Raw genomic sequence first — 26,767 nt, 5'->3', positions numbered from 1 at the left:
AATATAGATAGAAATCCGCTTTTATACCTTTCAATAAAAGAATAATAGCATTATATATTATAAGGAATACTTGTCCTTAATTGTAAATGAAAGGGGGAATTGGTATGAGTTATGGCTATGGTCACCCTCCAAAAAAATGCTTTGAACATCATAATGAAACTTTATCAACGGGTGTATTACGTAGACATTCCGCTACGTTATTTCTTACTGTTGAAGCTATGAATGTTGATCCAGATGATACTCGTAGAGTAACAGTTGAAATGTTTGATTGGTCATCGGGTTCTCCGGTATTGTTACCATTAATAGACCCTTCAACACAAACATTGCCACCTAATCGATATGTTACTTTTCGTTCAGCAGCTCTTCCTCCAGCACTCTTTGCTTATGAAGTAAGAATCATTCGTCCGAAAGATAGAGATGTTGTTACAAATGTTTTTGGTCTTAGTGCAATCGTATTTAACCCACAAGAAGGAAATAATGTTTTACAACATGATTTAGCAAAATTAGACCTTAAATAGATTTTATAAAGGTCTATTTATTGAGCATGATTAAAAAAAGAGTAGGATGTAATCCTACTCTTTTTTTAACGTTAACTAGAATTTTAAAAGAAATCCTTCATCATTTTAGCATCTTTAATATTCACTATCACACTGTCTACCTTATCTTTCTTCTCATTTTTAGCGATTGTAATTTGTTCCTTATTATCAACCCAAACAAGAAATTCTTCTTTTGAGTCATCTTTATATGTAACGGTAATAGTAGAATGTGCAGATTCTCTCTTTTTTTGATCTAAAGTGATAGTTTTAGGTGTTCCATTTTGAACTACTGAAACGATAGATTTTATCATTTCTTCATTATCTGTTTGAGATTTGGAAGTAGTATGATTTGTTGTTTTTAGTATTTCAATGTCTGAAATATTTGCGGAGTTTAATTGAAAGGTATATTGTGTATGTTCTTGCTTAGCCTGCGAAGCTTTATCTGTAGCCGAGGTGCTTGTACAACCTATTAAGGTGAAAGATAGAGCGCATATAGATATGATTTTTTTCATAGTATCCCTCCTCAAATTTAATTATAACTATTTTCTGTTAATTTAGGTAGTTATTGTAAGGGGAAGATGTTTTAAAGTGGTAAATGATGTTGTTCATTTTCTATTAAAATTAAAATTCACATAACTTTTTTCATATTTTATGTTTAACATTTCAAAAATAGGTGTACTACATATAATATAACAAATAATTCATTTTAAAGGAGGAAGTTAAAGATGGAAACGAAGTATAGTAAACCTTTTGTATATGAATTTATTACGGAGAAAGAGGTCATGAATGCGGCGAATGATCTAGTGAAGAAAGGAATAGAACAAAAAGATATTTACGTGTTAACACATGAGAAAGAGAGGACAGATAGAATCGCAGATAATGCAGACGTGAACACGATTGGAATAAAAGAGGAAGGACTTGGGACAAGCATTATTAATGTCTTTCAAAAAACGGGAGATCAGTTAAGAAATAAGATGCAGGAGTTAGGGCTTAATGAGGAAGAAGCTAACTTTTATGAAGAAAAGCTGGATGAAGGAAAAATCTTGTTATTCGTTAAGGATTTAGAAAGAGTCGGTGAATGGCTACAAGAAAGAAGATGCACGTATTCTCTTTAAATTTGTATCCTTTAAATCTATAAATCTATTACGAAAAGGAGATTGGAAATATGAGTGAGAGCGGTCTAAAAGAACAAATTACGGGTAAAGTTGAAAAGAAAAAAGGACAAGTAAAAGAAGGAATTGGTGAAATTACAGAAGATAGAGAGTTGAAAAATGAGGGGAAGTGGGAGAAGACGAAGGGAACTATAAAAGAAAAAGTCGGAAAAGTGAAACAAAAGATAAGTGATGGATTGGATAATAAAGAATAATACATGTTTATCAAGCTTTGGTTACATACCAAAGCTTGATAAATCAAATATAAAAACAATATAGGAGGTTTAATTGTGGGACTTATTATTACGTGTATTGTAGGTGGACTTATTGGTGCGTTAGCTGGAATGATTACGGGAAAAGACTTTCCTTTAGGTATAGTTGGTAATGTGATTGCTGGTTTAATTGGATCTTGGGTAGGTAGTGCGTTATTTGGTCATTGGGGTCCTGAATGGGGAGGCATTTTTGTTCTTCCAGCGTTATTAGGTGCAATCGTCTTTATTTTAATCGTTACATTCTTCTCTAGAATGTTGCGGAAAGCGTAAGTATGATAATGAATAGTAATCTTAAGTTTATTATATATAACTATAAAGTGAATGAACTGATAAATATACATAAAAAAGCATCCAATTAAACTAATTTGGATGCTTTTTTAATGTAACCTACATAGGAATGAGTGGGGGATGAAGGCCCCCACTCATTGAAATTACACTTTTTATTATGTATTAAACCGTCGTTACTTTTTCACAATTATTTATTCTTACGACCTGCCTCGGTTCTATATGAGATAAGTCCTCGTTATTACCTATATCAACTACAATTGTATTCGTTAGTATGTTAATGATAGAACCAACTAATTTTGTAGCATGATCGTATCGATAAGAAAATTGAACGAAATCTCCCTTTTTAAAGTTGTGCTCTTCCATAGATAGATCCCCCTAAAAATAATGTTTATACATTATACATACACAAATTTATAAGGTTTAAACATTTGGTAGTATTTTTTACGTGTTAAGCTGAGAAAGGTGTGGAAAATTTATCCCGCTTTAACGGGCAGTAAGACCCCCACCTCAAAATTTAGCAGAGCAAAGAAATTAGGTGGGGGATCAACTGCCCATAAAAGTCCGATTGGTTCAACTAATAATCAGTGGGGGATGAAGAAAACCCCCACTGATTAAAGTTTCACTTTATTTATAATAAAAATAAAAAAATATGTTTAAAACTAATTTTTATGGGTAATTAACATAGTAGTAGTTCGAGATAAGGGGGCGGAAATGATGAATTTGGCAATAAATATTTTGCAAAATGATGTAGGTTATACGGTACAACTTAATGGTGAAATTGATGCATATACGGCATCAGATTTAAAAAATAAGATTATGCCTATTGCAAGCGAAAAAGAGGTTCAGATTGTAGTAGATTTTCATAACGTAGATTATATGGATAGTACTGGTTTAGGTGTTTTTATAGCTCTATTAAAAGCGGTTAAGAAAAATGATGGAAAACTAGAGTTTATCGGTGTATCTAAAAGATTAAAAAGATTATTCGATATTACAGGATTAACGGAAATATTAAATTTGAATTCTGATTTTGAAAAAGTAGAAAGAAGGTGACTAGGGATGATGGAGAGATTTGAAAAGATAGAAATGAAAATTCCTGCAAAGGCAGAATATGTGGCTATTATTCGTTTAACAATGGCTGGTGTTGCGAATCGAATGGGCTTTGCTTATGACGATATAGAAGATATGAAAATTGCTATTAGTGAAGCATGTACAAATATTGTACAACATGCATATAAAGAAGACGTTGGAGAAATTGCAATTGTCTTTGGACTATATGAAAATCGATTAGAAATTATGGTTGCGGATAATGGGGTTAGCTTTGATTTTAATAACTTAAAAAGGAAAGTTGGTCCGTATGATATTAGTAAACCAGTAGAACATTTGCCGGAAAATGGTTTAGGTTTATATTTAATTAATACGTTAATGGATGATATACAAATCATGCATGATGAGGGCATGACAGTTTTAATGACAAAATATATACAAAGAGAGCAGGTGGAGAATGATGGAAATCCAATCTCAACCTACGAATCTTACTAAAGAAGACGTTATTAAACTAATTGCAGACTTCCAACAAAACCAATGTAATGAAGCACAGGAAAGGTTAGTTGATCATTATAAAAATCTCGTATATTCCATTGCATATCGCTATTCGAAAGGTGGGCCGATGCATGAGGATATTATACAAGTAGGGATGTTAGGGCTCTTAGGTGCAATAAGAAGATATGATTATTCAATAGGGAATGCTTTTGAGCCGTTTGCAATACCTACGATAGTAGGAGAAATAAAAAAGTATTTACGTGATAAAACTTGGGGCATTCACGTTCCAAGGCGAATTAAAGATTTGGGCGGGAAAATTAAGCTTGCGATAGAGGAGCTAACAGATCACCTACAACGTTCACCGAGGATAATAGAAATCGCAAATCATTTAGGACTATCGGAAGAGGAAGTTCTAGAGATTATGGATGCTAAAAATAATTATCGAGTATCTTCCTTAGATGATGTAGTTGAAAATGCATCTGATGGAAGTTCGGTAGCGAGAATTGAATCTGTAGGTGAAGTAGAGAAAGGATATGAAGAGACAGAAAGGCGTCTCGTTTTAAAGGATATTTTTAACGTATTAAATGACACGGAAAAGAGTGTTATTCATTATATATTTGGAGAAAATTTAAATCAAAAAGATACAGGGGAACGGTTAGGTATTTCACAAATGCACGTTTCTCGTATTAAAAGACAAGCGATAAGTAAATTGAAGCAAGCCGCATTTTTAGATACATAAAAATTTAAAATAATTATGTTTAAAACATGAGAAAAGGGGTACTTATTAAGTATAGGAGGAGATATGAAAATGTCACACGATGTGAAAGAACTAATCGAAGGATTGAATGAAGATTTAGCAGGAGAATACGCAGCAATTATTATGTATAACCATAATGCAGCTACAGTTTCTGGTATATATAGACAAGTGTTAAAACCTTTCTTTGAATCTGAAATTAGTGATGAACAAGGACATGCCCTATATTTAGCGGAGAAAATTAAGACGTTAGGTGGTACACCTACTACAATCCCTTTACCAGTGAAACAAGTAGAAGATGTTAGAGAAATGTTAGAATCCGCTAGACAATCAGAATATGAGACAATTAAGCGTTATGAAACGAGAAAAGAACAGGCAGCGAAATTAAATATGACAGAGTTAGTTGTAAAGTTAGAAGATATGATTGCAGATGAAACAAATCATATGGAAGAATTAGATCGTCTTTTAAATGACAAAGCAATGGTATTAAATTAATAGTGGAAATTTATAGAATGAAAGAACAAACTCTCATTTCTGGGGGTTTGTTCTTTTGCTGTATAAAAATTATGTTAGAGTAGGAAATTTTCATTTTGTAACTGAGTATGCAATACTAGAAAAATAGAAAATGATAATAGATTTACATTTTAAATAAGAAAAGGGGAAATAACTTGTGTCCATTTTAATTGTCGATGATAATCCGGTTAACATCTTTGTAATTGAAAAAATTTTAAAACAAGCCGGATATCAGGATCTTGTATCGCTGAATTCTGCACAAGAGCTTTTCGAATACATTCAATTTGGAGAAGATTCTTCCAGGTATAATGAAATTGATTTAATACTATTAGATATTATGATGCCTGAAATTGATGGACTTGAAGTTTGTAGGCGATTACAAAAAGAGGAGAAGTTTAAAGATATTCCTATTATTTTTGTTACAGCTTTAGAGGATGCAAATAAATTGGCCGAAGCTCTTGATATGGGGGCAATGGATTATATTACGAAACCTATAAATAAAGTTGAATTATTAGCACGTATGCGTGTAGCGTTACGCTTGAAATCAGAATTAAATTGGCATAAAGAACAAGAAGAAAATCTTCGGAATGAACTAGATTTAGCTACGCAAGTACAAAGAAACTTATTAAGTAGCCCATTAAGAGAAGATCATATAAAAATTGAAGCAAGTTACTTACCTTCATTTAAACTAGCTGGAGATATGTATTATTGGTATAAAATCGATGAAAATCGCTACGGTATTATATTATTAGATGTGATGGGACATGGTGTATCTGCTTCATTAGTTTGTATGTTTATTTCGTCTGTATTACGTGAAACAATTAAATGTTTAATTGATCCAGAACTCGTTATTAAAGAATTAAATAAATATATGACCCTTTTACATAATGAAAATGATAATATTCCTTATTATTTTACGGCGATATACTTAGTTGTTAATACAGAAGATAGAACAGTTGAATATATAAATGCAGGGCATCCTTCTGGATATGTTTTAGTTGATGAAACAAATGTAGTTGAACTAGATCGCGGGAGTTGTGCCGTAGGATTTTTTGATGAAATAAAAGTTAAAAAGACAGTTATACCTTTTGAGAAGAACGCTCAAATATTATTGTTTACAGATGGTGTTCTTGAAGCAATTGCAAATGATGAATTTGAGTCTGAAGAGAAATTACGTACTTTTACAGAAAGAAAATGGGGAGATTTAGAAGGCGAGATAGAAGGGTTTTACAAGGAAGAACAAAAGAAAGCGCAATCAGATGATATGTGTCTAATTATGATACAAACGAATGCGAAATAAAAAGCGTATGAAATCCAAACAGAGGATTTCATACGCTTTTTATCCCGCATTAACGGGCAGTAAGACTCCTACCAAAAAATTAGTCTGAAGCAAAGAAGGTAGGTGGGAGATCAACTGCCCGTAAATGCCCGATTGGTTCAACTAATAATCAGTGGGGGATACCCCCACTGATTAAAGTTTCACTTTATTGTATTTTTTGATAAATTTGTTCGCTAGGATTAAATTGCGTATAATGCGGCATTATATTTGAAAAACGAAGAGTTTCTTTATTTCCTAAACATAGAAATCCATTGTGACTTAAGCTTTCATAAAATAGTTGCTGCACTTGATTTTGAAGTTTACTTGTAAAGTAAATTAAAACGTTACGACAAAGTATAATATGAAACTCGTTAAAAGATTGATCGGTTACTAAATTATGCTGTGCAAAAATAATGTTTTGTAAAAGTGATGGATTAAAATAAGCAAAACGATTATCTGTTGAATAATAGTTAGAAAACGCTTGTGTACCGCCAGCTTGTAAATAGTTTTTCGTATAAGTTTGCATTTTATTTAACGGGAGGATACCTTGTTTTGCTTTTTCTAATACATTTGTATTCATATCTGTTGCGTAAATAACCGACTTTTCACTTAATCCTTCTTCGTGAAGTAAGATGGACATTGATAATACTTCTTCACCAGTTGCGCATCCAGCATGCCAAATTCTAATTTCAGGATGCTTTTTTAATTCAGGAATAACATGCTCTCTAAGCGCTTTAAAAAAGGTAGGGTTACGGAACATCTCAGTTACATTAATTGAGAAATCATTTAATAACTGTTCTAAAACCCCTTCCTCGTGAATTACTTTTTCAATTAATTTTGAAATGGTTGGGATATTAGAGAGCTGCATTCGATTACAAATCCTTCTATAAATAGATGTGCGAGCATATTGGCGAAAATCAAATCCTGATAGTTTAAATACCGCTTCCAATAGTAATTCAATTTCTAAGTTCGTGCGCTCATCCGTATCTACTGATGGATCAAAATTATAATACTTATTTTCCACTCCAACTAAACCTCACTTATTTTATTAACCATACACTCATTACCGAATAGAGTTGATGTAGATTTAATGGTTTACTTATATAATCTGAAGCGCCAGCAGATAAACATTTTTCCTTATCATTTGGCATTGCTTTAGCAGTTAATGCGATAATAGGTATTTCATGTAATCCTAAGTTCATTCGGATATTTTCCATCGTTTCATAACCGTCCATATTCGGCATCATAATATCCATTAAAATAAGGTCAATACTTGTATTGCTTTGTAGTATTTCTAAACACTCTATGCCGTTTTGGGCAGTAATAATGTTGGCATTTTGTTTTTTTAATGCATTTTGTAACGCAAATATATTTCGATGATCATCATCGACAATTAAAATGGTTTTTTCTTGGAAGACGTTATTTGTTTCTGGAGTAACGATAGTTTCTTCAACAACTTCAGCAGGAATAACATCTTCTATCGTTGCTGCGACTTCTAAATTGGATAACTGTATATCATGTAATCCATTTGGAAGGTTAGGAATATATACGGTGAAAGTACTACCTTCTCCTACATTACTCTCTAACGTAATCCAACCACCTAATAATCTCGCAAACTCTTTACAAATAGATAAACCTAATCCTGTACCACCATACTTTCGAATCGTTGCTCCATCTGCCTGTTGAAAGGCTTCGAAAATAAGTTGATGCTGTTCTTTAGCGATACCAATACCAGTATCTTTTACTGAAATTGTAATCCAATCTTTACTTATAGATTGCATATCATGACTCAAATTGGTTGTTTCTATCGAATCAAAATGTAAAGAAACGGATCCTTTTTCTGTGAATTTAAATGCATTGGATAATAAGTTTTTAATAATTTGCTCAATCCGTTTTGCATCTGTATAAAACAGATCAGGAATCGTATCACTGTCCTCAATAGTAAATTCGACATTTTTTTGTGCAGCTATATGTAAAAAGTTTTGATGCATATTGGCTGCCATGTCACTTATGTTCGTTGCCTCAAAAATGATGTCTAGTTTGCCTGCTTCTACTTTAGATAAATCTAGTATGTCATTAATTAAAGTAAGTAAGTCTTTCCCTGATGAATGAATGACAGTTGCTAATTCAATTTCATCGTCGGATAAATTGTTATCATGATTTTCTCTTAACATTTCAGATAATAGTAAAATACTATTTAACGGTGTGCGTAATTCATGTGACATATTTGCTAGGAACTCAGATTTGTATTTTGAGCTGCGTAACAACTCGCTTGCTTTTTCTTCTAATTCTGATTTGGTAATTTGTAAGTCAGCTGTCTTCTGCTCAGCCTCTTCAGTTCTAGACTCTAATTGTTCATTCGTTGTTCGTAATTCTTCTGCTTGCATTTGTAGTTCTTCCGCTTGCGTTTGCAATTCTTCTGATTGAACTTGCAACTCTTCTGTCATTGCTTGTGATTCATGTAAAAGAGTTTGAATTCGCATACGTCCCATAATGCTATGAATTGTTAAACCTAGATTATCAACGGTTTGTTGAATTAAATCTTGATGTAAATCTGAAATCTCAGTTACACTTACTAACTCCATTACTGCGATCACTTCATCCTCAAATAAGATAGGGATGACTAGTAGATTTTTAGGACGTATTTCTAATACTCCACTAGTGACATAACGAAACTCTTCGGGTATGTCACTGAGAATAAAACTTTTCTTTTCTAAGGCAGACTGTCCAATGAAACCTTCACCCATTTTAATGGATTGTTTTCCAATATCAGCACCTTGATCGGCGAAAGAAGCTTTTTTCACATAGTAGACAGTTTCTTCATATTCTTCACGTACATAAAATGCACCGCAAGAAGTTTGCGTTTTTTGTATGATGCCACTAAGAATTTTTTTACCTAACATCTCAATAGAAGATACACCTTGATACATTAAAATTAATTCTGCAAGCTCAGTTTGTAACCACTCTCTTTTTGATATTTCGTCTAGTAGGTGATTTGTTGTATGAGCAAGATCTTTTATTTCATCATGTGTATTTACATGAATTCTTTCCGTAATTTTTTCTTTAGAAGAAATGGATTTAATAGCTTGAATTACATTTTTAATCGTTTTTGTAATGGAATTCGAAATATAGAGTGAAACGATAATGGCAACACAAGAAAGTAAGAACAATAAACTGTATAACCAAATCTCTAATTTATTATTTTCAGTATCTAATTGTGCAGCTCTTTTTTTCGTTAGTTGCTCCTCAGTGTTACGGAAGTTAGTTAGCTGTGATTGTAATGACTGAATTTGAGTCGTGTCGATTGTTTGTACATTATTACTATTATTATTTGCAATGAGTGGGCGAATCTCTTTATTAATCCAACTAGTAATGTTTTCGTTAATCTGTTTTAATTTTTCTTGCTGAGAGGGATTATCCTCTAATAAAGCAAAAAGATCTTGATAATGTTTTTCGTAATCCTTTTCCGCAGAGTTAAGGGATTGCACGTAAGTAGGGTTATTAGAAATGATAAACCCCTTCGCTTTATTTTCAATTGTTAGTAACTCTTTCTCCACTTGATTCGTTAAATTGAGAACTTTAAAATCGTGATCAATAATAAAATTACGAGATTTTTGTAAGCTGGAAATCTCATTGTTTAACATAATGAAAGAAACAAGTAAGAACAAAATGATAACTAAATAACCAGCCATAATTTTGTAGCGAATACTAAATTTTGCTTTCGAGTTCATTAAAAATTCCTACCTTCAAGGTTATTAAAACTTTTCTATTTTAAAGAATGAAAAACGTAATATATATTATATCAGTTTTCATAAGGTCAAACTAGAAATCCCCCTATTATATTAGGGGGTTCTTTTTAATAGAGGAAATCATTTTGAAATATAAAAACATATATGAAAGGTAGTAGACGAGGGAATAGAGGATAACAAACATTCTAAGAAGGGAAGAGTGTTTTTAAAGCTCTTTTTGCATCTATTCCTTCAAAAATAAATAATACAAGATCTCTCTTTTTTACAGTAAGGAAAAAGGATACTAGAGTGCTTAAGTTTTTAATAGAAGTAAGTGTTCCGTGTTTACTTATAAATACATTCGTTTGAAATGTTGTCATTAAAGCATAAAAATGATGAATCTGCGTTATTGTAGGTGTTTCATTATAAGAAATAGTAGTAGAGTGAATGGCGTTCATCGTAATATTCCTTTCCATATAGTAAGCATAACAATATAAACATACCCGTTTAAAAAAATGTTAAACATATAAATAAGAAAAAATATAATTATAGTTTTTTACGTTTAGAAAAGGTTAGGAAGGGTATACATATACTACAAAGAGATTAACTGAAGATGAATTGTAAGATGTCTATGTTTAGTAGATTAGTCTATCAAAATATACTTTTACTTTAAATAAAAAGGAGCCTGGTATACATGAATGAAATGATGATTAATATTACATTTGATTTAATTTACTTGTTAAGTAGTTCACTTGTAGTGCTTATACTATTCGCTTTTTTCGTAAATGGTTATGTTAATAAGAAGATTAGTGTATACAGAAATGAAGAAAAATAAAGATACATTATATAAAACTTTAGGAGGGTAATAGTTATGAATGTAGATAGAAAAATAGTAGGTGTTTTTAGAACAATTGATGATGCGGCACTCGTTATTAATGAATTAAATGAAAAAGGATACTCAGCAGATAACATTTCAGCTATTGCGAAAGATCAAAAGGAAATTGAACATCTGGAAGAAAAATCGGGTGAAAAAGTGAATAGCGAAACTGCACATAAAGCAGATATCTTTTCAGCGACAGGGCTTGTAGCTGGAGGAGTAGCAGGCGGACTCGGTGGTTTATTAACAGGTCTTGGTATACTTGCCGTTTCTGGAATGGGTCCAATCGTAGCAGCGGGACCGATCGCAGCAGCTATTGGAGGAGCTGGTATTGGCGGAGGAGCTGGAAGTTTAATAGGAGCATTTATAGGATTAGGAATTCCAGAAGAACATGCTAAAAAGTATGAAGAATATATTTACGATGGAAATATATTAATTTTAGTAGATGCAAAATTAGATAATAAGTTAGAAATCTATAAAATCTTTGATAAGCATCATGCTTATAACTCTGATTTCTTTAAATAAAATGTAAACAAAGTAAATATCGTTTTTTGATCTTACAAATTTGGCGCGGCCGAGGAGTCGTATGACTATAAGAGAGGAAGGGCTTATAGTAAAAGATCAAGTTCTATCATGCTATTTAAAAGGGAAGAGGTGTCTTTTCGTGATTGTAAAAATATTAAAGGATAGCAGTAATAGTTTCCTTTGTACAGTTCAAAATAAAAATGGAGACCAGTATGTGAAGAAGTGGTTTCGTAAACATGAAAATAACAAAGAATTAGGGCGACCAACTTTTAAAGAAGTAGAAAAGGATTGGAAAGAAAATAAAGAATCGTTTATGTATCCTAATGTTAAAGCGCTTTATTAAAATGAAACATAATGCGCGTTTCATTCTTACAAAACTGTCACATTCCTGTAAGGTAATTCAATAGATTAGTTGTTTGTTCCATGTCATAATAAAGACATAAGAAAGCTAATTAAAACTACAACTTATTAGGAGAGTGTCAGTCATGATTGTAACAACAACGTCTGGAATTCAAGGTAAAGAAATTATTGAGTATATCGATATTGTAAATGGTGAAGCTATTATGGGTGCAAATATTGTCCGCGATTTATTCGCTTCTGTTCGTGATGTTGTCGGTGGTCGTGCTGGTTCTTATGAAAGTAAGCTAAAAGAAGCTCGTGATATCGCAATGGACGAAATGAAAGAACTTGCAAAACAAAAAGGTGCGAACGCTATCGTTGGTGTTGACGTAGATTACGAAGTAGTTCGTGATGGAATGTTAATGGTTGCTGTAAGTGGTACAGCTGTACGTATATAAGTAAATAAAAAACAGGCTCACCCCTTGAAGTTTATGCTTTGAGGGGGTTTTTATTTTTCTTTTGTTCATGACTAAAGTTAAAATAGAGAAGGGCCGATGTACTAGCTCGCTTATTTCAAATGTAGTATATTATTTCTTAAGAAAAAGCAAGTAAATGGAAGTTTTTGTATTTAAAGAAGGTGTTAATTTTATGACAAATAATAAAATTGCTATTTGAGGTACGAAGAGAATGAGTGGTATGAATAATTTTAGAAAGTGTATAGTTAATAGAAATAAACGATGGAGTATGTAAAGAGTTATATTACATAAAATTTATTATGAATGGAGGCGGTTACACTATGTTTTGGTTAGGATGTTTTTTAGGATACATTGTAGGTTCTATTATTACATGTGCGCTACTTTACTTTGGATATAGATCCAATGAAAATAAAAAAGCGAATATGCAAAAGGTGGAGGAGAGGAAAATCAATAAAAAAGGTGTATAGTAGGCGAAAGGTAAGGTGATAGTGTTGATACAAAAATAAAGGACAGTACATATTGTATATGACTACTATGTACTGTTCCGCTTATTCTTTTTGGATTATGAGAGGTTGTTTCCTGTCTTGCTATAAATTTCATAGGCGAAAAACCCCAATAAATAGCCGATTCCAGATCCTAAACTCACTGCAAGAAGTGAATAATCTGGGAAAAACATGCCGAAAATTAAACCGATTATACAGCCAACAAGCATTCCCATAGGTATTAAACTGTCTAATAACAGTTGAGCCTCTTTTGATTTTTTCTTACCTAATGTGCCGTTGTCATATTTATGTTTAAGCCTTCCGATTACATAGACTACAATTCCCCCGACTATTAAAACAGGCGCAATTGCCGTGAGTAACCACATGTTAGAATCTCCTTTCGCTTTTTTAATTAAATTACATAAGCTACTTAAAATTCTATGCTACTAAATGGATTGATAGTTGAATGTACTCAATTTAATAATTCGTTAAAAAAACTTTCCCTTTCGTTTTCTCCGCAGATTGCACAACATCAACCGCCGTTTTCACATCCGCTAAGTCATATGTAGAATGTACTTTCATAAAACGTAATTGCTTATTTTCTACTAAGTGAATTAAATGACGAAACGTCTCTTGCCATTTATATGGTGACACTTCTTTATTCCAATGTCGTAAATGAAATATGTTCGCGTGCACTTTTGCTTTCGTGACAATCTCTGCCCAGTTAACTTGTACACCTGATAGAAGACCGATCGTTAAAAAGTGTCCGTTTGGACGTAAGGAGAAAGCTAATTCATTTCCATCCGGTCCCCCGATAGAATCAATCGCAGCATCCGCGCCGATCCGGTTTGTTAATGTCATAACGGTTTCATAAAGCGGGGCAGTGGAAGTATCAATTACATATGTAGCACCAAGGCGCAGTAACTCTTCTGTATGCTTATTATTTCTTGTAACAGCAATGAGTCGGAAGTTTAAAATTTGTGATAACTGCGCAAAAAGATGACCAATTGCGGATCCACAAGCATTCACTAATAAAACATCATTACGTTGTAAGTTTAGCGTTTCTGTACATGTAACCCACGCCGTAAGAGGATTAATATACATTTGTGCCGCTGTGAAATCATCGATGGAATCAGGAATAGGAACTACAAAGTCAGCTGATGTTTTCACATATTCTTGCCAAGTACCTTCCCCGCGTAACGGTAACACACGTTTACCGATAAGCTCTCTAGAAACAAAAGCTCCTACATCTTCTACAATACCAACACCTTCATAACCAGGTATGTTAGGTAACGGAATTCTATGAGCGTACGCTCCGGTTATTGGAATTAAGTCAGATGGATTAATCGGTCTAACTAGCATACGGACGAAAACTTCATTATCTTTCAGTGGTTCTATATTTTTATATTCAACTTGTAATACGTCTTTTGGATTGCCAAACTTATGAAATTGAATGTGTTTTCCACGCAAGATAGATGTTCCCCCTTAGTTTGATTGAGTTTATTATAGCATTTTTGGTTTGGTTGGTTATTTTGTTAATGATAAATAGGGTTTGTACAATGGTAAGTAAAATAGATTTTAATTTACGTATTTATCAGAATTTTATAAAATGTGTATATAACTATGAAATGGGGGAGATTTCTTCATGTGTACTAGTTTGACGTTACAAACTAAAAATTTCCAACATCTTTTTGCGAGAACAATGGATTTCACATTAGATATGAATCAGGAAGTAATAATCATTCCTCGGCGTTATCAGTGGAACAATATAACTGGTGAAACAATCCGAACGAAAAAGGCTGTTGTCGGAATGGGAATTAATTTTGGAGGAAGGGTCATGATGGCAGATGGAGTAAATGAAGCTGGTATGACATGTGCAACTCTCTATTTCCCAGGATTCGCTACTTATAGTAGTCATGTAGATAGCAATAAAACGAATGTAGCACCATTTGATTTTGTGACTTGGAGCCTCACGCAGTTCAATTCTGTTGAAGAATTAAGAAAATCTATTGATAGCATTGCCTTTATAGATGTGCCATTACCAATTTTAGGGGTTACTCCACCGCTACATTGGATTTTAGCAGATAAATCGGGAGAATGTATTGTACTTGAGCCGACAGCTGATGGAATAAAAGTGTATGACAATCCAATAGGAGTGATGACTAATAGTCCGGAGTTTAGTTGGCATTTACAAAATTTAAGACAATATATTGGTCTTAAATCGCAGCCATTTGCGCCAACGGAGTGGGGCGATGTACCATTAAGTGCTTTTGGCCAAGGTTCAGGATCGATGGGACTTCCTGGAGATTTCACACCGCCATCAAGATTTGTACGGGCAGCGTATGGCAAACAAAACATTCAAGGTATAGAGAACGAAGAAGAGGGTATATCGGCTATTTTTCATATTTTATCGAATTGTGAGGTTCCTAAGGGGGCAGTAATAACAGAAGACGGTATATTAGATAATACGATCTATACAAGTGCAATGTGTATGGAGTCTGGAACATATTATTACCATACTTACGATTGTAGACAAATTATAGCCATTCATTTATTCAATGAAGATTTAGATACAGCTGAGATTAAAACGTATCCGTTTCAGCGGAAACAAAAAATATTTTATGAAAACTGAAGCGCCCTTGAAAAAGTGATACTAATAAAAACACCTCCATTTAATTTGCATACTTAGTATGCGAATTTAGGAGGTGTTTTTTATCATTTACCAATATTCAGGTTTACTTCTTGCTATTCTATTAAGCCGAAGCTCTCTTCATTCTCTCAAGTAAACTAGACAACACATGCGTACGATAAGATTCTAGTTTTTTACCTTCATAAGTACGGATACCTAATTTTTTAAGTTCTTTTACATACCAACCTTTGCTTCCGAAATACATGTGATCGCTCCCCTTCAACTTTGTTTTTATTTGTTCTGATTGCATATGGAGGTACAGGAATTATAATGAAGGAAATGAATTTCGCGCGAAAATGGTTAACTTTGTTGCAAAAGACATATATACTAAAGATAGTATACAACGAGGTGGACAAGACGTGATTATAGAGAAGCACGAAATTCAAATTGACCAAATTACTAGCGGTAAAGTGAATATCTTTACTTTCTATCGAAATAGAAAGCAAATTGATGATCATTTTTTACGATTGCAAGAACCATCGCTTACAGCAAACTACTTCTTCCATTTTCATTTTGATGCAGAGAGCTTGCATCTACTGCAGAAAGAGTTTCCGAGCGTATATCCGTACGACGGTAGTGAAACGATTCACGACTGGACGGAAAAGATGAAAGCTGAATTGCAACATCAGATCCAAACAGGAAAATGGAATAAACGCGTACGTATCGGTAATCGCATTCTAGATGTGGTGTTTACGTGGTGTGACGAAGATATAGTAGAGTGAAAAAGAAGCGGATGACGCTTCTTTTTTTTAGCGCTGGAATAAAACGAGCTTACCTGCAGTAGATGTGCAGCGATGTGTTTTTTCATACAATCCTTTTTCTCGTAAAATAGATTCACCTTTTGCTTTCGCTTCTTTTTCAGTTGCCGCCTCGAATGATTCGTCTAATGCTTTTGAACCATCTTTTTCAAAGACTGTTAGAACGTATACTCCCATGAAAATTCCCTCCAATAATAAAAATCAGAATCTTATAACTATTTTGGCATAAATCACTAGAATATGCAAAGAAATATATGACATTGCGTGGTAAAATAAAGTGAAAGTTTTATGGACATTAGATTTACTATTCGTAGTAAAGTACGGAAAAAGAAAGGATCGTTATTTGTGAAACAAGTGAAGTTTATACATGCGGCTGATTTGCATTTGGATAGTCCGTTTAAAGGGATGGAGATGAATGTACCGCAGTCTGTTTGGGAGAGAATGAAGCAAAGTACGTTTGAATCGTTCGAGCGTATTGTTGATAAAGCGATTCAAGAGCGCGTGGATTTCGTATTGCTAGCCGGGGATTTGTATGATGCGGAGACGAGAAGTTTGAGGGCGCAAGTGTTTGTGCGTGAGCAAATGAAGAGACTTTCGCAGTACGATATCCCTGTTTTTATTATTCACGGTAACCACGATCATTTAGGGGGAAGCTGGGCAGCAATTGAGTTTCCGGAAAATGTTCATGTGTTTACGGAGCCTTACGTAGAAGAGAAATCATTTTATAAAAATGGTGAGCTATTAGCTTCTATTTACGGGTTTAGTTATTTGCAGCAAGCGGTAACGGATAATATGACAGCGCAGTATACGAAAATGAGTGATGCGCCTTTTCATATTGGCATGCTTCACGGAAGTGTGGAAGGGGATGCAGAGCATAATCGCTATGCACCGTTTCAAATTCGTGAGCTGAAAGAAAAGCAGTTTGATTATTGGGCTCTTGGCCATATACATAAACGTGAAATTTTATTAGAAGAGCCATACATCGTTTATCCAGGGAACATACAAGGTCGTCATCGCAAGGAAATAGGCGAGAAGGGTGCGTACCTGATTGAACTTACGAAACAAGGAACGCAATGTTCATTTTTCCATACGGCAGATGTTGTGTGGGATGAGATAGAAGTGAATATTGATGGACTTGAAACTGTTGATGATCTTATGACGGCAGTGTCAACAGCGATGAATGAATGTCGAAGAGAAGAGGAAGGGACGCTTTTAACTGCCGTATTTACAGGGCAGGGACCACTTTCTCCTTATTTGCGTGATGAAAAACGTGTTGAAGAAATTTTTCATATTTTAGCAGCTGGCGAAGAGCGAAAAGATTTCGTGTATGCGATGAAGTGGAAAAATGAGACGGTCTCTTTTGCGGAAATCGAACGTTTGAAAGAAGAAAATCATTTCGTCGGTAGTGTGCTAAAGGAGTTAGAAGCTTTCACAAATATGGACGGCGTATTGCGCACCATTTGGACATCTCCTGTAGCGCGTAATAGTATTGAATCTTTTACAGAAGAAGAGAAGAAAGAGATTCAGAAGGAAGCGGAAAATATTATTTTAGAACAATTATTCCAGCAAGAGAGGGATAAAAAATGAGAATGGAAAAACTCCATATTTATGGGTACGGAAAATTAGAAAATGTGGAAATAGATCTTTCAACGCTGACGGTGTTGTACGGTGAAAATGAAGCGGGAAAATCGACAATTCGCTCGTTTATGAAAAGTATTTTGTTCGGCTTTCCGACGAGAGGACAGCGCCGTTATGAACCGAAAGAAGGCGGCAAGTATGGTGGTGCGATCACTGTACAAACAGAGAAGTACGGCCTTTTGAAAATTGAACGATTACCAAAGACAGCCAATGGCGAGGTAACCGTTTATTTTGAAGACGGGAAAACGGGTGGCGAAGAAATTTTACACGATATATTAACCGGGATGAATGAAAGTTTATTTGAATCGGTCTTTTCTTTTGATATGCATGGCCTTCAAAACATTCATCAGCTAGGCGAAGCGGATATCGGCAATTATTTATTTTCGGCAAGTGCAGTCGGAAGCGATGCGCTATTACAGCTCGATAAAAAGCTAGAAAAAGAAATGGATCAGCGCTTTAAGCCGAGCGGGCGTAAACCGGAAATTAACGTGTCACTGCAAGAGATGAAAAAACTTGAAGAGAAGATGAAAGAGTGGCAAGGGAAAATTGGCACGTATGAAAAACAGGTCGAACAGTTAAAAGAAAGTGAAGAGAAGCTTGCTTCTGTTCGCGCAGAAAAAGAGAGTGCAGAAAAACGAAAGCAAGATTATGAAATATTAGCAGCGCTTGAGCCCCTCGTTATTGAAAAACGTGCGTATGAGAAAGTGTTAGAGAACGAGAGCGGACAATTTCCGGTAAACGGAATGGCGCGTTATGAAGCGATTAAGGCAAAAATGGAGCCGCTTCAGTTGCAAGTTGATTCACTTCATAAAAAAATTGAGAATGTGCAATCAGAAATAGAATCGATTCAAATAGACGAAGAGTTTTTACAAAAAGAAAGTTATGTAGAAGAACTTCGTATGCAGCATATGTCGTATGAAAATGCACGCCAAGAAATGCGTGATATAACAGGAGCGATTACGAATATAAAAGAAGAGCTTGCAGAACTCGAGCAACAAATCGGCACTACTTTTGAAGAAGAAACAGTTGTTTCGTTTGATATGAGTTTAGCAACGAAAGAGTTAATTACGCAAACTGTGCAAAAGGCACGCGAATTAGAAACGCAAAAAACGCAGCTTGATGATCGCTTTAAAGTAGCGCAGGAGCAATTAGAAGAACAAGAAGAAAACATAAGACAAATTCAGAAACAAATGTTAGCGGATGAAGAGCGAAATACGTTAGTTGAGAAAGAAAAGTCATTCCAAGATGCGGCGTTTATCGGTATGGGCGCAGAGAGAATGAAGCGCAAGTATGAGGAAAAAGCAGGAGCGGCTATGCAAAAGAAAAAGCAGTGGCAAAGAGTTTGTCTTCTTTTACTTCTTATTAACACAGGCGTTTTATTCACAAGCTTATTTATAGATAACCGAGCGCTTTTATTTATTAGTGTCATTGTTTTTGTAGGGATTGTTCTTGCTCTTGTTTTATATAAAGATCCGTCAAGTGGGTTACAAGAAGAGCTCCTTACTCTTCAGCAAAGTGCTGGCGGGAGACAAAGTGAAGAAGCGATGTCTGTTCGTTATGAGTTAGAAAAAGACGAAGAAATTCGTAAGTTATTTGAGCGTGAGTCATATAAATTGCAGCAAATGGAGCGAGCGTATGATAAAGTCGTTTCATCGTATGAGGAATGGGAGAGAGAAACGTTCCGCACGAGCGAACAAGTCAATGTGTATAAAAAGCGTTATACGTTCCCTGAATTTTATACGTATGCGCACATATTGCCGGCGTTTGAGCGTATGGAAAAAATGCAGCAATTATATCGTGAATTAGAGAAGCAAGGCAAGCGAAAATCTTCATTATATGAAATGATTTCGCAATTTGAACATAAACTAGAAACTGTTATCGGTAGCGCGGAGTATAGTAAGCTGCACGAGGCGCAAAGCCGTATGCAAAATGAGAAAGAGAAGCGCCAAACTTGTAAGCAGTTAAAAGAAAAACTGGCGGAATGGCAAGAAGAATATGAGTTTATGCAAGAGCAATTGAAACAACTGTTAGTAGAACGAGACAGTTTATGGCATATCGCAGAGTCTACAAATGAAGAGATGTTTTTAGAGGCAGGTAAACTAGCGGAAAAACGTGAAGATGCAGAGAAACAAGTGGGACGTTTATTACCGCAAATTGATCTCTTAGAACAACGTTTAACGAGTTTATCATTAGCTGAACATTACGAAGCTAACGGTTATGACGGAAAATTAAAGCAAGAACTGACAGTCGTGCAAAACTGTCTGGCGCAAGAGAAAGAACTGACAGAGCGTATTGCGAAACATCGTATGGAAATTGCGAATTTAGAAGAAGGTAGTACGTACGGCGATTTAATGCATGAATGGGAAATGAAAAAAGCGCAAGTGCGTGAACAAGTGAAGAAGTGGGCTGCTTATGCGGCCGCAAAAACGGTGTTAACGAAAACGAAGCAATATTATCATGAAGTACATCTTCCTCGTATTTTACAAAAGTCAGAAGAGTATTTCGTCTATTTAACAGGCGGACGATATAGTAAAATCTTTTCACCGTCAGAGTCAGAGACGTTTATTGTAGAGCGTAACGATGGTATGCGTTTTTACAGTCATGAACTAAGCCAAGCGACAGCGGAGCAGTTATATTTATCGCTGAGATTTGCACTAGCAAAAACATTTGAGCATGATTATCCATTTATTATTGATGATAGTTTCGTGCACTTTGACGCGGTAAGGACGAATCGAACGATTGAACTTATAAAGGAAATTGCAAAGGGTAGACAAGTCATATTCTTTACATGTCATGCGCATTTACTCGCGTATTTTACAGAAAAACAGATTATAAAATTAACACATATGCGTAAAGAAAATGAGTTGTAGTGTGCTATACTAAAAGTAACTGATTTGGTGGAGGAATTCGAATGAAAAAGAAAATTGCAGAGTATGAAGTTGGTGAACAAGTCGATATTTTCTTGTTAATTAAAACAGCGACAAAAGGTATCGCAAGCAATGGAAAGCCATTTTTAACAGTAATCTTACAAGATCCAAGTGGAGATATTGAAGCGAAGTTATGGGACGTATCACCAGAAGTTGAGAAACAATATGTAGCGGAAACAATCGTGAAAGTAGCTGGAGATATTTTAAACTACAAAGGACGTATTCAATTACGTGTGAAACAAATCCGTGTTGCGAATGAAAATGAAGTAACAGACATCTCAGACTTCGTAGAAAAAGCACCAGTGAAAAAAGAAGATATGGTTGAGAAAATTACGCAATACATATTTGAAATGAGAAACCCGAACATTCAGCGTCTAACAAGACATTTATTAAATAAGCATCAAAATGAATTTTTAGACTATCCAGCAGCGACAAAAAACCATCACGAGTTCGTATCTGGACTAGCTTATCACGTCGTATCAATGCTTGATTTAGCGAAAGCTATCTCAAATCTATACCCATCATTAGATAAAGACTTACTATATGCAGGTGTTATTTTACATGACCTTGGTAAAGTAATTGAATTATCTGGCCCAATTTCTACAACGTATACGTTAGAAGGAAACTTACTAGGCCACATTTCTATTATGGTAAACGAAATTGGTAAAGCAGCAGATGAATTGCAAATCGATGCAGAAGAAGTATTAATTCTTCAACACATCGTCCTTTCTCACCACGGAAAAGCAGAATGGGGTAGCCCAAAACCACCATTAGTAAAAGAAGCAGAAATTCTGCACTACATCGATAACTTAGATGCAAAAATGAACATGATGGACCGCGCATTAGGACGCACAAAACCAGGCGAATATACAGAGCGTGTCTTTGCGCTTGATAATCGTTCGTTTTATAAACCGTCGTTCCATAATTAATAGTGTGAATAAAGTGGCCTCATTAAGTTTTAAAAGCTTAGTGAGGCTATTTTTATAGGAAGTAAATAGTATGATACAAAAAATATCTCGAATTTGAAATAAATCTCTTGCTTTTTAATCACTTGAGGTGTAAAGTGATAGTAACGAAAGCGATTGAGTCATATGAAAAACATACACTCAGTTGTTTTCGATTAAAAACAAAGTAACTTATACAGTAAAAACTAAGATGAATTTACAAAAACATAATTAAGAATAAATTGAAAAGCTAAAAACCATATTAGTTGTGGGAAATGTTATTTTTTTAGTTATCACTTGACTAGTAAAACGAAACGGAGGAATAACCAATGTATGAAATTAAAGGGCATCATCACATTTCAATGGTTACGAAAAATGCAAATGAAAATAATCAATTTTATAAAAACGTGCTTGGCTTACGTCGTGTGAAAATGACAGTAAACCAAGATGATCCGTCAATGTACCACTTATTTTATGGAGATAAAACAGGAAGTCCAGGTACAGAATTATCATTTTTTGAAATTCCATTAGTAGGAAGAACATATCGCGGTACGAATGCGATTACTCGAATTGGATTACTCGTTCCTTCAGAGGAAAGCTTACATTACTGGAAAGAACGATTTGAGAAATTTGATGTGAAACATAGTGCAATAACAACATATGCAAATCGTCCTGCTTTACAATTTGAGGATGCTGAAGGTCTTCGCTTAGTACTACTCGTTTCAAACGGGGAAAAAGTGGAGCACTGGGAAACTTGGGAGAAATCAGAAGTTCCTGCAAAGCATCAAATTCAAGGAATGGGTTCTGTAGAACTGACAGTGCGTAGACTTGATAAAATGGCGAGTACACTTACAGAGATGTTCGGTTATACAGAGGTTAGCCGAAATGATCAAGAAGCAATTTTCCAGTCCATTAAAGGAGAGGTTTTTGGAGAAATCGTTGTGAAATATTTAGATGGTCCTACTGAAAAGCCGGGCCGAGGCAGCATTCATCATTTAGCAATTCGCGTGAAAAACGATGCAGAGCTTGCTTATTGGGAAGAACAGGTGAAACAAAGAGGCTTCCATTCTTCAGGAATCATCGACCGTTTCTATTTTAAAAGCTTATATTTCCGCGAATCAAACGGAATCCTATTTGAAATTGCAACAGATGGCCCAGGATTTACAGTTGATGGAGATCTGGAACATTTAGGAGAAAAACTTGATTTACCACCGTTCTTAGAAGATCAGCGTGCAGAGATTGAAGCGAATTTAGCACCGATTGAAGAGAAGTAATAGAAGAAAATATACAACTTTAACATATAAATGAAACCCATTGGAGGAATATAAAATGAACCAATTAAAAGGAATTCACCACGTTACAGCGATTACAAGTAGTGCAGAAAAAAACTATGAGTTTTTCACTCACGTTTTAGGAATGCGTTTAGTTAAAAAAACAGTAAACCAAGATGACATTCAAACATATCATTTATTCTTTGCAGATGATAAAGGTAGTGCAGGAACAGATATGACATTCTTTGACTTCCCAGGTGTTCCGAAAGGAGTACACGGTACAAATGAAATTTCAAAAACTTCATTCCGTGTTCCTACTGATGCAGCATTAGAGTATTGGGTGAAACGCTTTGACCGTCTTGAAGTAGAACATACAGGAATTAAAGAGCAATTTGGTAAGAAAACTCTTTCTTTCGTTGACTTTGATGATCAACACTATCAATTAATCTCAGATGAACTTGATAACGGTATAGAATCAGGTACACCATGGCAAAACGGACCAGTTCCATTAGAATACGCAATTACTGGTTTAGGCCCTGTATTCATCCGTATTGCAAACTTTAGTTTCTTCAAAGAAGTGTTAGAAAAAGTTTTATTATTTAAAGAGGTTGCGCAAGAAGGAGAATTCTATTTATTTGAAGTGAACGAAGGTGGAAACGGTGCTTCTGTCATTGTAGAACATAATACGGTTCTTCCAGAAGCACGACAAGGTTTTGGTACGGTTCACCATGCTGCATTCCGCGTAGAAGATCGCGCTGTATTAGAAGAATGGATTGAGAGAATCAGTAGCGTTGGACTTCCTTCATCTGGTTATGTAGACCGTCATTTCTTTGAATCATTATATGCAAGAGTTGCACCACAAATTTTATTTGAATTTGCAACAGATGGCCCAGGATTTATGGGAGATGAGCCATACGAAACACTTGGCGAAAAATTATCTTTACCTCCATTCCTAGAGCCAAAACGTGAAGAAATTGAAAAATTAGTTCGTCCAATTGATACAGTAAGAAGCACGAAGGAATTTATTAAAGAGTAAAAATAGAGCAAGTAGTTTTAGCGGAGTGCTGGAACTGCTTGCTTTTTTATTTATCCTAGTAAGTTTTCTGACAATTGTTTCTCAAGTTATTAAAAAGGAAAACTTTGGTATAATTAATTAAAATATTAAATTTTCTGATAATTGTTTTTTAATACATAGAAAAGGAGTGGTAATATACAATTTTGATAATTGTATAAAAATCCTAATTTTGTAATTTTGGAGAAAAGGGGATGCGAGTGTATGGGAGCAGATGTAGTAACAAGGGAGCAAATGAAACATTCTTTAGATGATTGGTATCGTGTAATGTTGCAGCAAAATATAGAGAAGGCCACGGAAATGAAGGAAGATATTGAGAGTGAATTTTCTAATGTAAAAGAGGATGGGGATTTATGGCTATATTACTCTTTATTAGATTTTAGATATAAAGTGCTGGCGGATGGTTTACAAATTACTAAAAATAGTTTTGATAAAATTGATGAAATTTATAAAACGTCTGAAAATCGTTTGTCATATTACTATTATTTTTTTAAGGCAATGCATGCAACTCTAATATCAAATTACAATGATGCAAGTAGATGTTATGAGAAGGCCAAAACACTAATAAAATATATTCCTGATGAATTAGAATATGGGGAATTCTGTTATCGTCTTTCTGCATTTTTCTACAATACAAGGCAACCAATGAATACAATAAAATATGTAAATAAAGCTAAAGAAATTTTTTCAAAACAAGCAGGACAAGATATGAATATTGCTTTATCTCAAAATCTTTTAGGACTAACTGCCATACAAATAAAGCAATATGAACAAGCAGAAGAGTGTTTAAATTCAGCGATAGATATTCTACAAAAACAGGATAACGCTATATTGCTTTTAAGGGTACGTCATAATTTAGGATGGCTATACGCAAGTCAAAACCTTTCTGCACTAGCTATTCGACATCTTTCAGAAGTAACAGAGAAATTCCCAGCACATTTCAAAGCGATTTTCCTACAAGCTAGGGAACATTTTAAACTGGGAGAAACAAACATTGCTGAAGAATTAATTGATAGAGGATTAAATATTTGTATGGAGTTAGAAAATGAAGAGTATATACATCATTTTAGTATTTTAAAAGCAGTAAATGGTAATGTTCCTATTAAAGAATTAGAACAAATTATCCTTAAAGGAATTACTTATTTTGATAAAGAATCTTTATATAGTTACACTCAGGAATATGTGGAAAAACTTGCAATAAAGTTTCGTGAGGATGCTAATTACATGAAAGCAAGTGATTATTTTTACAAAGCATTACAGGCAAAAGAGAAGAAGATAGAGAGAGGAGCATTAAAATAATGTTTAAAAAAATTGGTATGGCTGTAACTGGTATAGTGTTAGTTGGTATTGTATCTGTCGGTTTAAATAGTTCTTTTGTACAACAAGCGGAGCATGGTGATGTTCCAGCACCAGCAAGACCAGACTACGTTAATATTGGTGACGGAGGAGCGCCAGCCAACTTCAATAAAGGAGACGGCGGTATTAGCAAACAAGACTCACACGCTGATCATTTTTAAATTAAATAATAAAGTGAAGGGATCTTATAATGAGGTCCCTTTGTTTTTTTACTATAAAAGAATTGACTTACTTTAAATATGTAACTATAATAGTTACAAAATAACCATTAGTGACAGAAATGAGTTATATTTTTTTAGTTTAATTGTAACTGTATTAGTTACAATGAAAAAGAGAACATAAAATAACCAAAAAATGTAAAAACTTTAAATAGCAACAAGAGAAAGGAGACGGGAACTTTGAAACGGTTTAAGTTTTATATGATTAGCGGTATTGTACTCGTTTTGTTAATTGTTTGTAACTTCGTTGATAAGCCGATTGCGAAGGTTGGAGAAGTGAAAGATACTGTTATGATGAAGCTGAATACGAAAGAAAGTATGGCGCAAATTGATGGGCAGACGATTTATTTTAAGCAAATTGGTGAGGGAAAACCCCCTTTACTTATGTTGCACGGGTTTGGTGGTTCTTCAGATGGATTTAGTGATATTTATCCGGAACTAGCGCGAGACCATACGATTATTGCGGTTGATATTTTAGGGTTTGGGCGTTCTTCTAAGCCAGTTGATTTTCAGTATTCGTTTCCTGCGCAAGTGAATTTATATTATAAGTTAATGAAAAAGCTCGGATACGATCAGTTTGCGGTGCTCGGCCATTCAATGGGCGGAGAGATGTCCCTCAATTTAGCGTATTTATATCCGGACGCAGTGACGCATCTCATCTTGGCAGATGCTACAGGGATAGAGTCTTTCCAGCAAAAAGAAAGTTATGAAGTACCACGGCTATCGACGGACTTACAAACTGTAACTGAGATTACGAAGTATAATAAAAATGAAGTGAAAAATAGTCGTGATGATAAAGAGCATTATGATCAGCTTACGAAAATGAGAGAGCGCCGCATTGCGATGGAAGCTGATAAAATTAAGGTACCGACTTTAATTTTATGGGGACGACATGATAAAAGTGTTTCTTGGAAAAATGGTGAACTGTATCATGAGCTATTTGCGAATAGTACGTTTCATATTATTGAAAAAGGATACCACGCACCGTTTCGTCAGGAACCAATTGAGTTTATGGAATATGTACAAGCATTTTTCGCGAAGCATCCACAATAAAAATTTTAAGCATAAATCCAATTCTTTCCTCATAAAGTGAAAC

General features: G+C 34.5%; 33 protein-coding genes. 24 read left to right on the top strand and 9 right to left on the bottom strand.

The features are described 5' to 3' along the window. The first annotated feature begins 104 nt into the window (after nt 1-104). Nucleotides 105-518, top strand: a complete 414-nt coding sequence (locus ACTFSL_RS04250; RefSeq protein WP_000120217.1) for a hypothetical protein — start codon at nt 105-107, stop codon at nt 516-518. Nucleotides 519-601: 83 nt separating this feature from the next. Here the strand turns inward: ACTFSL_RS04250 and ACTFSL_RS04245 are convergent, their stop codons facing one another. Next, entirely contained in the window at nt 602-1,048 is a 447-nt protein-coding gene (locus ACTFSL_RS04245) for a hypothetical protein (protein ID WP_440041226.1), read from the bottom strand. Nucleotides 1,049-1,261: 213 nt separating this feature from the next. On the opposite strand from ACTFSL_RS04245, the gene ACTFSL_RS04240 reads away from it, so the two are divergent. The 3 genes from ACTFSL_RS04240 to ACTFSL_RS04230 all read left to right on the top strand — a co-directional run bounded on the left by ACTFSL_RS04240 (nt 1,262) and on the right by ACTFSL_RS04230 (nt 2,229). Beyond that, the gene (locus ACTFSL_RS04240) at nt 1,262-1,651 is read left to right on the top strand and encodes a general stress protein (RefSeq protein WP_000448820.1); all 390 of its coding nucleotides are present in this window, start codon (nt 1,262-1,264) and stop codon (nt 1,649-1,651) included. Between the two features lie 50 nt (nt 1,652-1,701). Continuing rightward, nucleotides 1,702-1,902: a CsbD family protein gene (locus ACTFSL_RS04235; RefSeq protein WP_029442042.1), complete on the top strand. Its 201-nt coding sequence runs from the start codon at nt 1,702-1,704 to the stop codon at nt 1,900-1,902. A gap of 75 nt (nt 1,903-1,977) precedes the next feature. Further along, nucleotides 1,978-2,229 (top strand): GlsB/YeaQ/YmgE family stress response membrane protein, encoded by a 252-nt coding sequence (locus ACTFSL_RS04230; RefSeq protein ID WP_000522903.1) that lies wholly within the window; start codon nt 1,978-1,980, stop codon nt 2,227-2,229. Between the two features lie 180 nt (nt 2,230-2,409). Here the strand turns inward: ACTFSL_RS04230 and ACTFSL_RS04225 are convergent, their stop codons facing one another. After that, a complete protein-coding gene (locus ACTFSL_RS04225) occupies nt 2,410-2,610 on the bottom strand; it encodes a methyltransferase (RefSeq protein ID WP_440041224.1) in 201 nt (66 codons plus the stop codon). Between the two features lie 348 nt (nt 2,611-2,958). On the opposite strand from ACTFSL_RS04225, the gene rsbV reads away from it, so the two are divergent. From rsbV to ACTFSL_RS04200, 5 genes are all read left to right on the top strand, one after another. Beyond that, on the top strand, nt 2,959-3,297 hold the full coding sequence (gene rsbV, locus ACTFSL_RS04220; protein ID WP_142419408.1) for an anti sigma b factor antagonist RsbV: 339 nt from the start codon (nt 2,959-2,961) through the stop codon (nt 3,295-3,297). A gap of 6 nt (nt 3,298-3,303) precedes the next feature. Beyond that, on the top strand, nt 3,304-3,786 hold the full coding sequence (gene rsbW / locus ACTFSL_RS04215) for an anti-sigma B factor RsbW (RefSeq protein WP_000970576.1): 483 nt from the start codon (nt 3,304-3,306) through the stop codon (nt 3,784-3,786). Continuing rightward, nucleotides 3,749-4,525 (top strand): RNA polymerase sigma factor SigB, encoded by a 777-nt coding sequence (sigB, locus tag ACTFSL_RS04210; protein ID WP_440041222.1) that lies wholly within the window; start codon nt 3,749-3,751, stop codon nt 4,523-4,525. Before rsbW ends, sigB begins: the two co-directional genes overlap by 38 nt. A 69-nt stretch (nt 4,526-4,594) precedes the next feature. Next, the gene (locus tag ACTFSL_RS04205) at nt 4,595-5,035 is read left to right on the top strand and encodes a ferritin-like domain-containing protein (protein ID WP_000017741.1); all 441 of its coding nucleotides are present in this window, start codon (nt 4,595-4,597) and stop codon (nt 5,033-5,035) included. Between the two features lie 175 nt (nt 5,036-5,210). Beyond that, on the top strand, nt 5,211-6,353 hold the full coding sequence (locus ACTFSL_RS04200) for a SpoIIE family protein phosphatase (RefSeq protein WP_440041221.1): 1,143 nt from the start codon (nt 5,211-5,213) through the stop codon (nt 6,351-6,353). A 184-nt stretch (nt 6,354-6,537) separates the two neighbouring features. Here ACTFSL_RS04200 and ACTFSL_RS04195 read toward each other — a convergent pair whose 3' ends face one another. The 3 genes from ACTFSL_RS04195 to ACTFSL_RS04185 all read right to left on the bottom strand — a co-directional run bounded on the left by ACTFSL_RS04195 (nt 6,538) and on the right by ACTFSL_RS04185 (nt 10,557). Continuing rightward, the gene (locus ACTFSL_RS04195; protein ID WP_063535806.1) at nt 6,538-7,395 is read right to left on the bottom strand and encodes a CheR family methyltransferase; all 858 of its coding nucleotides are present in this window, start codon (nt 7,393-7,395) and stop codon (nt 6,538-6,540) included. 16 nt (nt 7,396-7,411) lie between these two features. Continuing rightward, nucleotides 7,412-10,102, bottom strand: a complete 2,691-nt coding sequence (locus ACTFSL_RS04190; RefSeq protein WP_440041219.1) for an ATP-binding protein — start codon at nt 10,100-10,102, stop codon at nt 7,412-7,414. 203 nt (nt 10,103-10,305) lie between these two features. Next, nucleotides 10,306-10,557: a hypothetical protein gene (locus tag ACTFSL_RS04185; protein WP_000991356.1), complete on the bottom strand. Its 252-nt coding sequence runs from the start codon at nt 10,555-10,557 to the stop codon at nt 10,306-10,308. Between the two features lie 236 nt (nt 10,558-10,793). Here ACTFSL_RS04185 and ACTFSL_RS04180 point away from each other — a divergent pair, with 236 nt between their 5' ends. The 5 genes from ACTFSL_RS04180 to ACTFSL_RS04160 all read left to right on the top strand — a co-directional run bounded on the left by ACTFSL_RS04180 (nt 10,794) and on the right by ACTFSL_RS04160 (nt 12,783). Further along, nucleotides 10,794-10,934, top strand: a complete 141-nt coding sequence (locus ACTFSL_RS04180; RefSeq protein ID WP_001004569.1) for a hypothetical protein — start codon at nt 10,794-10,796, stop codon at nt 10,932-10,934. Nucleotides 10,935-10,970: 36 nt separating this feature from the next. After that, nucleotides 10,971-11,501, top strand: a complete 531-nt coding sequence (locus ACTFSL_RS04175) for a general stress protein (protein WP_001100102.1) — start codon at nt 10,971-10,973, stop codon at nt 11,499-11,501. Between the two features lie 139 nt (nt 11,502-11,640). After that, complete coding sequence (locus tag ACTFSL_RS04170; protein WP_002025407.1) at nt 11,641-11,844, top strand: DUF4028 family protein; 204 nt, start codon at nt 11,641-11,643, stop codon at nt 11,842-11,844. Between the two features lie 142 nt (nt 11,845-11,986). Further along, on the top strand, nt 11,987-12,298 hold the full coding sequence (locus ACTFSL_RS04165) for a YbjQ family protein (RefSeq protein ID WP_000637511.1): 312 nt from the start codon (nt 11,987-11,989) through the stop codon (nt 12,296-12,298). 338 nt (nt 12,299-12,636) lie between these two features. Continuing rightward, a complete protein-coding gene (locus ACTFSL_RS04160; RefSeq protein WP_000498629.1) occupies nt 12,637-12,783 on the top strand; it encodes a hypothetical protein in 147 nt (48 codons plus the stop codon). A gap of 95 nt (nt 12,784-12,878) precedes the next feature. Here the strand turns inward: ACTFSL_RS04160 and ACTFSL_RS04155 are convergent, their stop codons facing one another. Both ACTFSL_RS04155 and ACTFSL_RS04150 read right to left on the bottom strand, forming a co-directional pair. Then, nucleotides 12,879-13,184 carry a hypothetical protein gene (locus ACTFSL_RS04155; RefSeq protein ID WP_048538033.1) on the bottom strand — a complete coding sequence of 102 codons (306 nt, stop codon included), beginning with the start codon at nt 13,182-13,184 and terminating at the stop codon, nt 12,879-12,881. Between the two features lie 91 nt (nt 13,185-13,275). Continuing rightward, nucleotides 13,276-14,268 carry a zinc-dependent alcohol dehydrogenase family protein gene (locus ACTFSL_RS04150; protein ID WP_440041216.1) on the bottom strand — a complete coding sequence of 331 codons (993 nt, stop codon included), beginning with the start codon at nt 14,266-14,268 and terminating at the stop codon, nt 13,276-13,278. Nucleotides 14,269-14,443: 175 nt separating this feature from the next. Here ACTFSL_RS04150 and bsh point away from each other — a divergent pair, with 175 nt between their 5' ends. Further along, complete coding sequence (gene bsh / locus ACTFSL_RS04145) at nt 14,444-15,430, top strand: choloylglycine hydrolase (RefSeq protein WP_000337598.1); 987 nt, start codon at nt 14,444-14,446, stop codon at nt 15,428-15,430. 121 nt (nt 15,431-15,551) lie between these two features. Here bsh and ACTFSL_RS04140 read toward each other — a convergent pair whose 3' ends face one another. After that, nucleotides 15,552-15,692, bottom strand: coding sequence for a YflJ family protein (locus ACTFSL_RS04140; RefSeq protein WP_000273537.1), 141 nt, complete (start codon nt 15,690-15,692; stop codon nt 15,552-15,554). Nucleotides 15,693-15,846: 154 nt separating this feature from the next. Between ACTFSL_RS04140 and ACTFSL_RS04135 the strand changes: the two genes are divergently transcribed. Beyond that, nucleotides 15,847-16,209: a hypothetical protein gene (locus ACTFSL_RS04135; protein ID WP_000582785.1), complete on the top strand. Its 363-nt coding sequence runs from the start codon at nt 15,847-15,849 to the stop codon at nt 16,207-16,209. A gap of 27 nt (nt 16,210-16,236) precedes the next feature. Here ACTFSL_RS04135 and ACTFSL_RS04130 read toward each other — a convergent pair whose 3' ends face one another. Further along, entirely contained in the window at nt 16,237-16,422 is a 186-nt protein-coding gene (locus ACTFSL_RS04130; RefSeq protein WP_000539554.1) for a YhzD family protein, read from the bottom strand. A gap of 168 nt (nt 16,423-16,590) precedes the next feature. Here ACTFSL_RS04130 and ACTFSL_RS04125 point away from each other — a divergent pair, with 168 nt between their 5' ends. From ACTFSL_RS04125 to ACTFSL_RS04090, 8 genes are all read left to right on the top strand, one after another. Next, the gene (locus tag ACTFSL_RS04125; protein WP_025991695.1) at nt 16,591-17,832 is read left to right on the top strand and encodes a metallophosphoesterase family protein; all 1,242 of its coding nucleotides are present in this window, start codon (nt 16,591-16,593) and stop codon (nt 17,830-17,832) included. Beyond that, nucleotides 17,829-20,753: an AAA family ATPase gene (locus ACTFSL_RS04120; RefSeq protein WP_440041215.1), complete on the top strand. Its 2,925-nt coding sequence runs from the start codon at nt 17,829-17,831 to the stop codon at nt 20,751-20,753. The genes ACTFSL_RS04125 and ACTFSL_RS04120 overlap by 4 nt, the downstream gene beginning before the upstream one ends. Before the next feature lie 41 nt (nt 20,754-20,794). Then, the gene (gene yhaM, locus ACTFSL_RS04115; RefSeq protein WP_000726638.1) at nt 20,795-21,739 is read left to right on the top strand and encodes a 3'-5' exoribonuclease YhaM; all 945 of its coding nucleotides are present in this window, start codon (nt 20,795-20,797) and stop codon (nt 21,737-21,739) included. Nucleotides 21,740-22,083: 344 nt separating this feature from the next. After that, a complete protein-coding gene (locus ACTFSL_RS04110; RefSeq protein WP_440041214.1) occupies nt 22,084-23,028 on the top strand; it encodes a ring-cleaving dioxygenase in 945 nt (314 codons plus the stop codon). Between the two features lie 55 nt (nt 23,029-23,083). Beyond that, entirely contained in the window at nt 23,084-24,061 is a 978-nt protein-coding gene (locus ACTFSL_RS04105; protein ID WP_016124229.1) for a ring-cleaving dioxygenase, read from the top strand. A gap of 240 nt (nt 24,062-24,301) precedes the next feature. Next, nucleotides 24,302-25,396, top strand: coding sequence for a tetratricopeptide repeat protein (locus ACTFSL_RS04100; RefSeq protein ID WP_440041212.1), 1,095 nt, complete (start codon nt 24,302-24,304; stop codon nt 25,394-25,396). After that, on the top strand, nt 25,396-25,614 hold the full coding sequence (locus tag ACTFSL_RS04095; protein WP_440041210.1) for a Phr family secreted Rap phosphatase inhibitor: 219 nt from the start codon (nt 25,396-25,398) through the stop codon (nt 25,612-25,614). Before ACTFSL_RS04100 ends, ACTFSL_RS04095 begins: the two co-directional genes overlap by 1 nt. Before the next feature lie 237 nt (nt 25,615-25,851). Then, nucleotides 25,852-26,724 carry an alpha/beta fold hydrolase gene (locus ACTFSL_RS04090; protein WP_440041208.1) on the top strand — a complete coding sequence of 291 codons (873 nt, stop codon included), beginning with the start codon at nt 25,852-25,854 and terminating at the stop codon, nt 26,722-26,724. Nucleotides 26,725-26,767 lie beyond the last annotated feature (43 nt).

This window comes from Bacillus cereus group sp. MYBK108-1 (assembly GCF_051917185.1).
Classification (GTDB): domain Bacteria; phylum Bacillota; class Bacilli; order Bacillales; family Bacillaceae_G; genus Bacillus_A; species Bacillus_A cereus.
The sequence above is the reverse complement of the archived record's forward strand: the minus strand, read 5'-3'. Positions and strand labels throughout refer to the sequence as shown.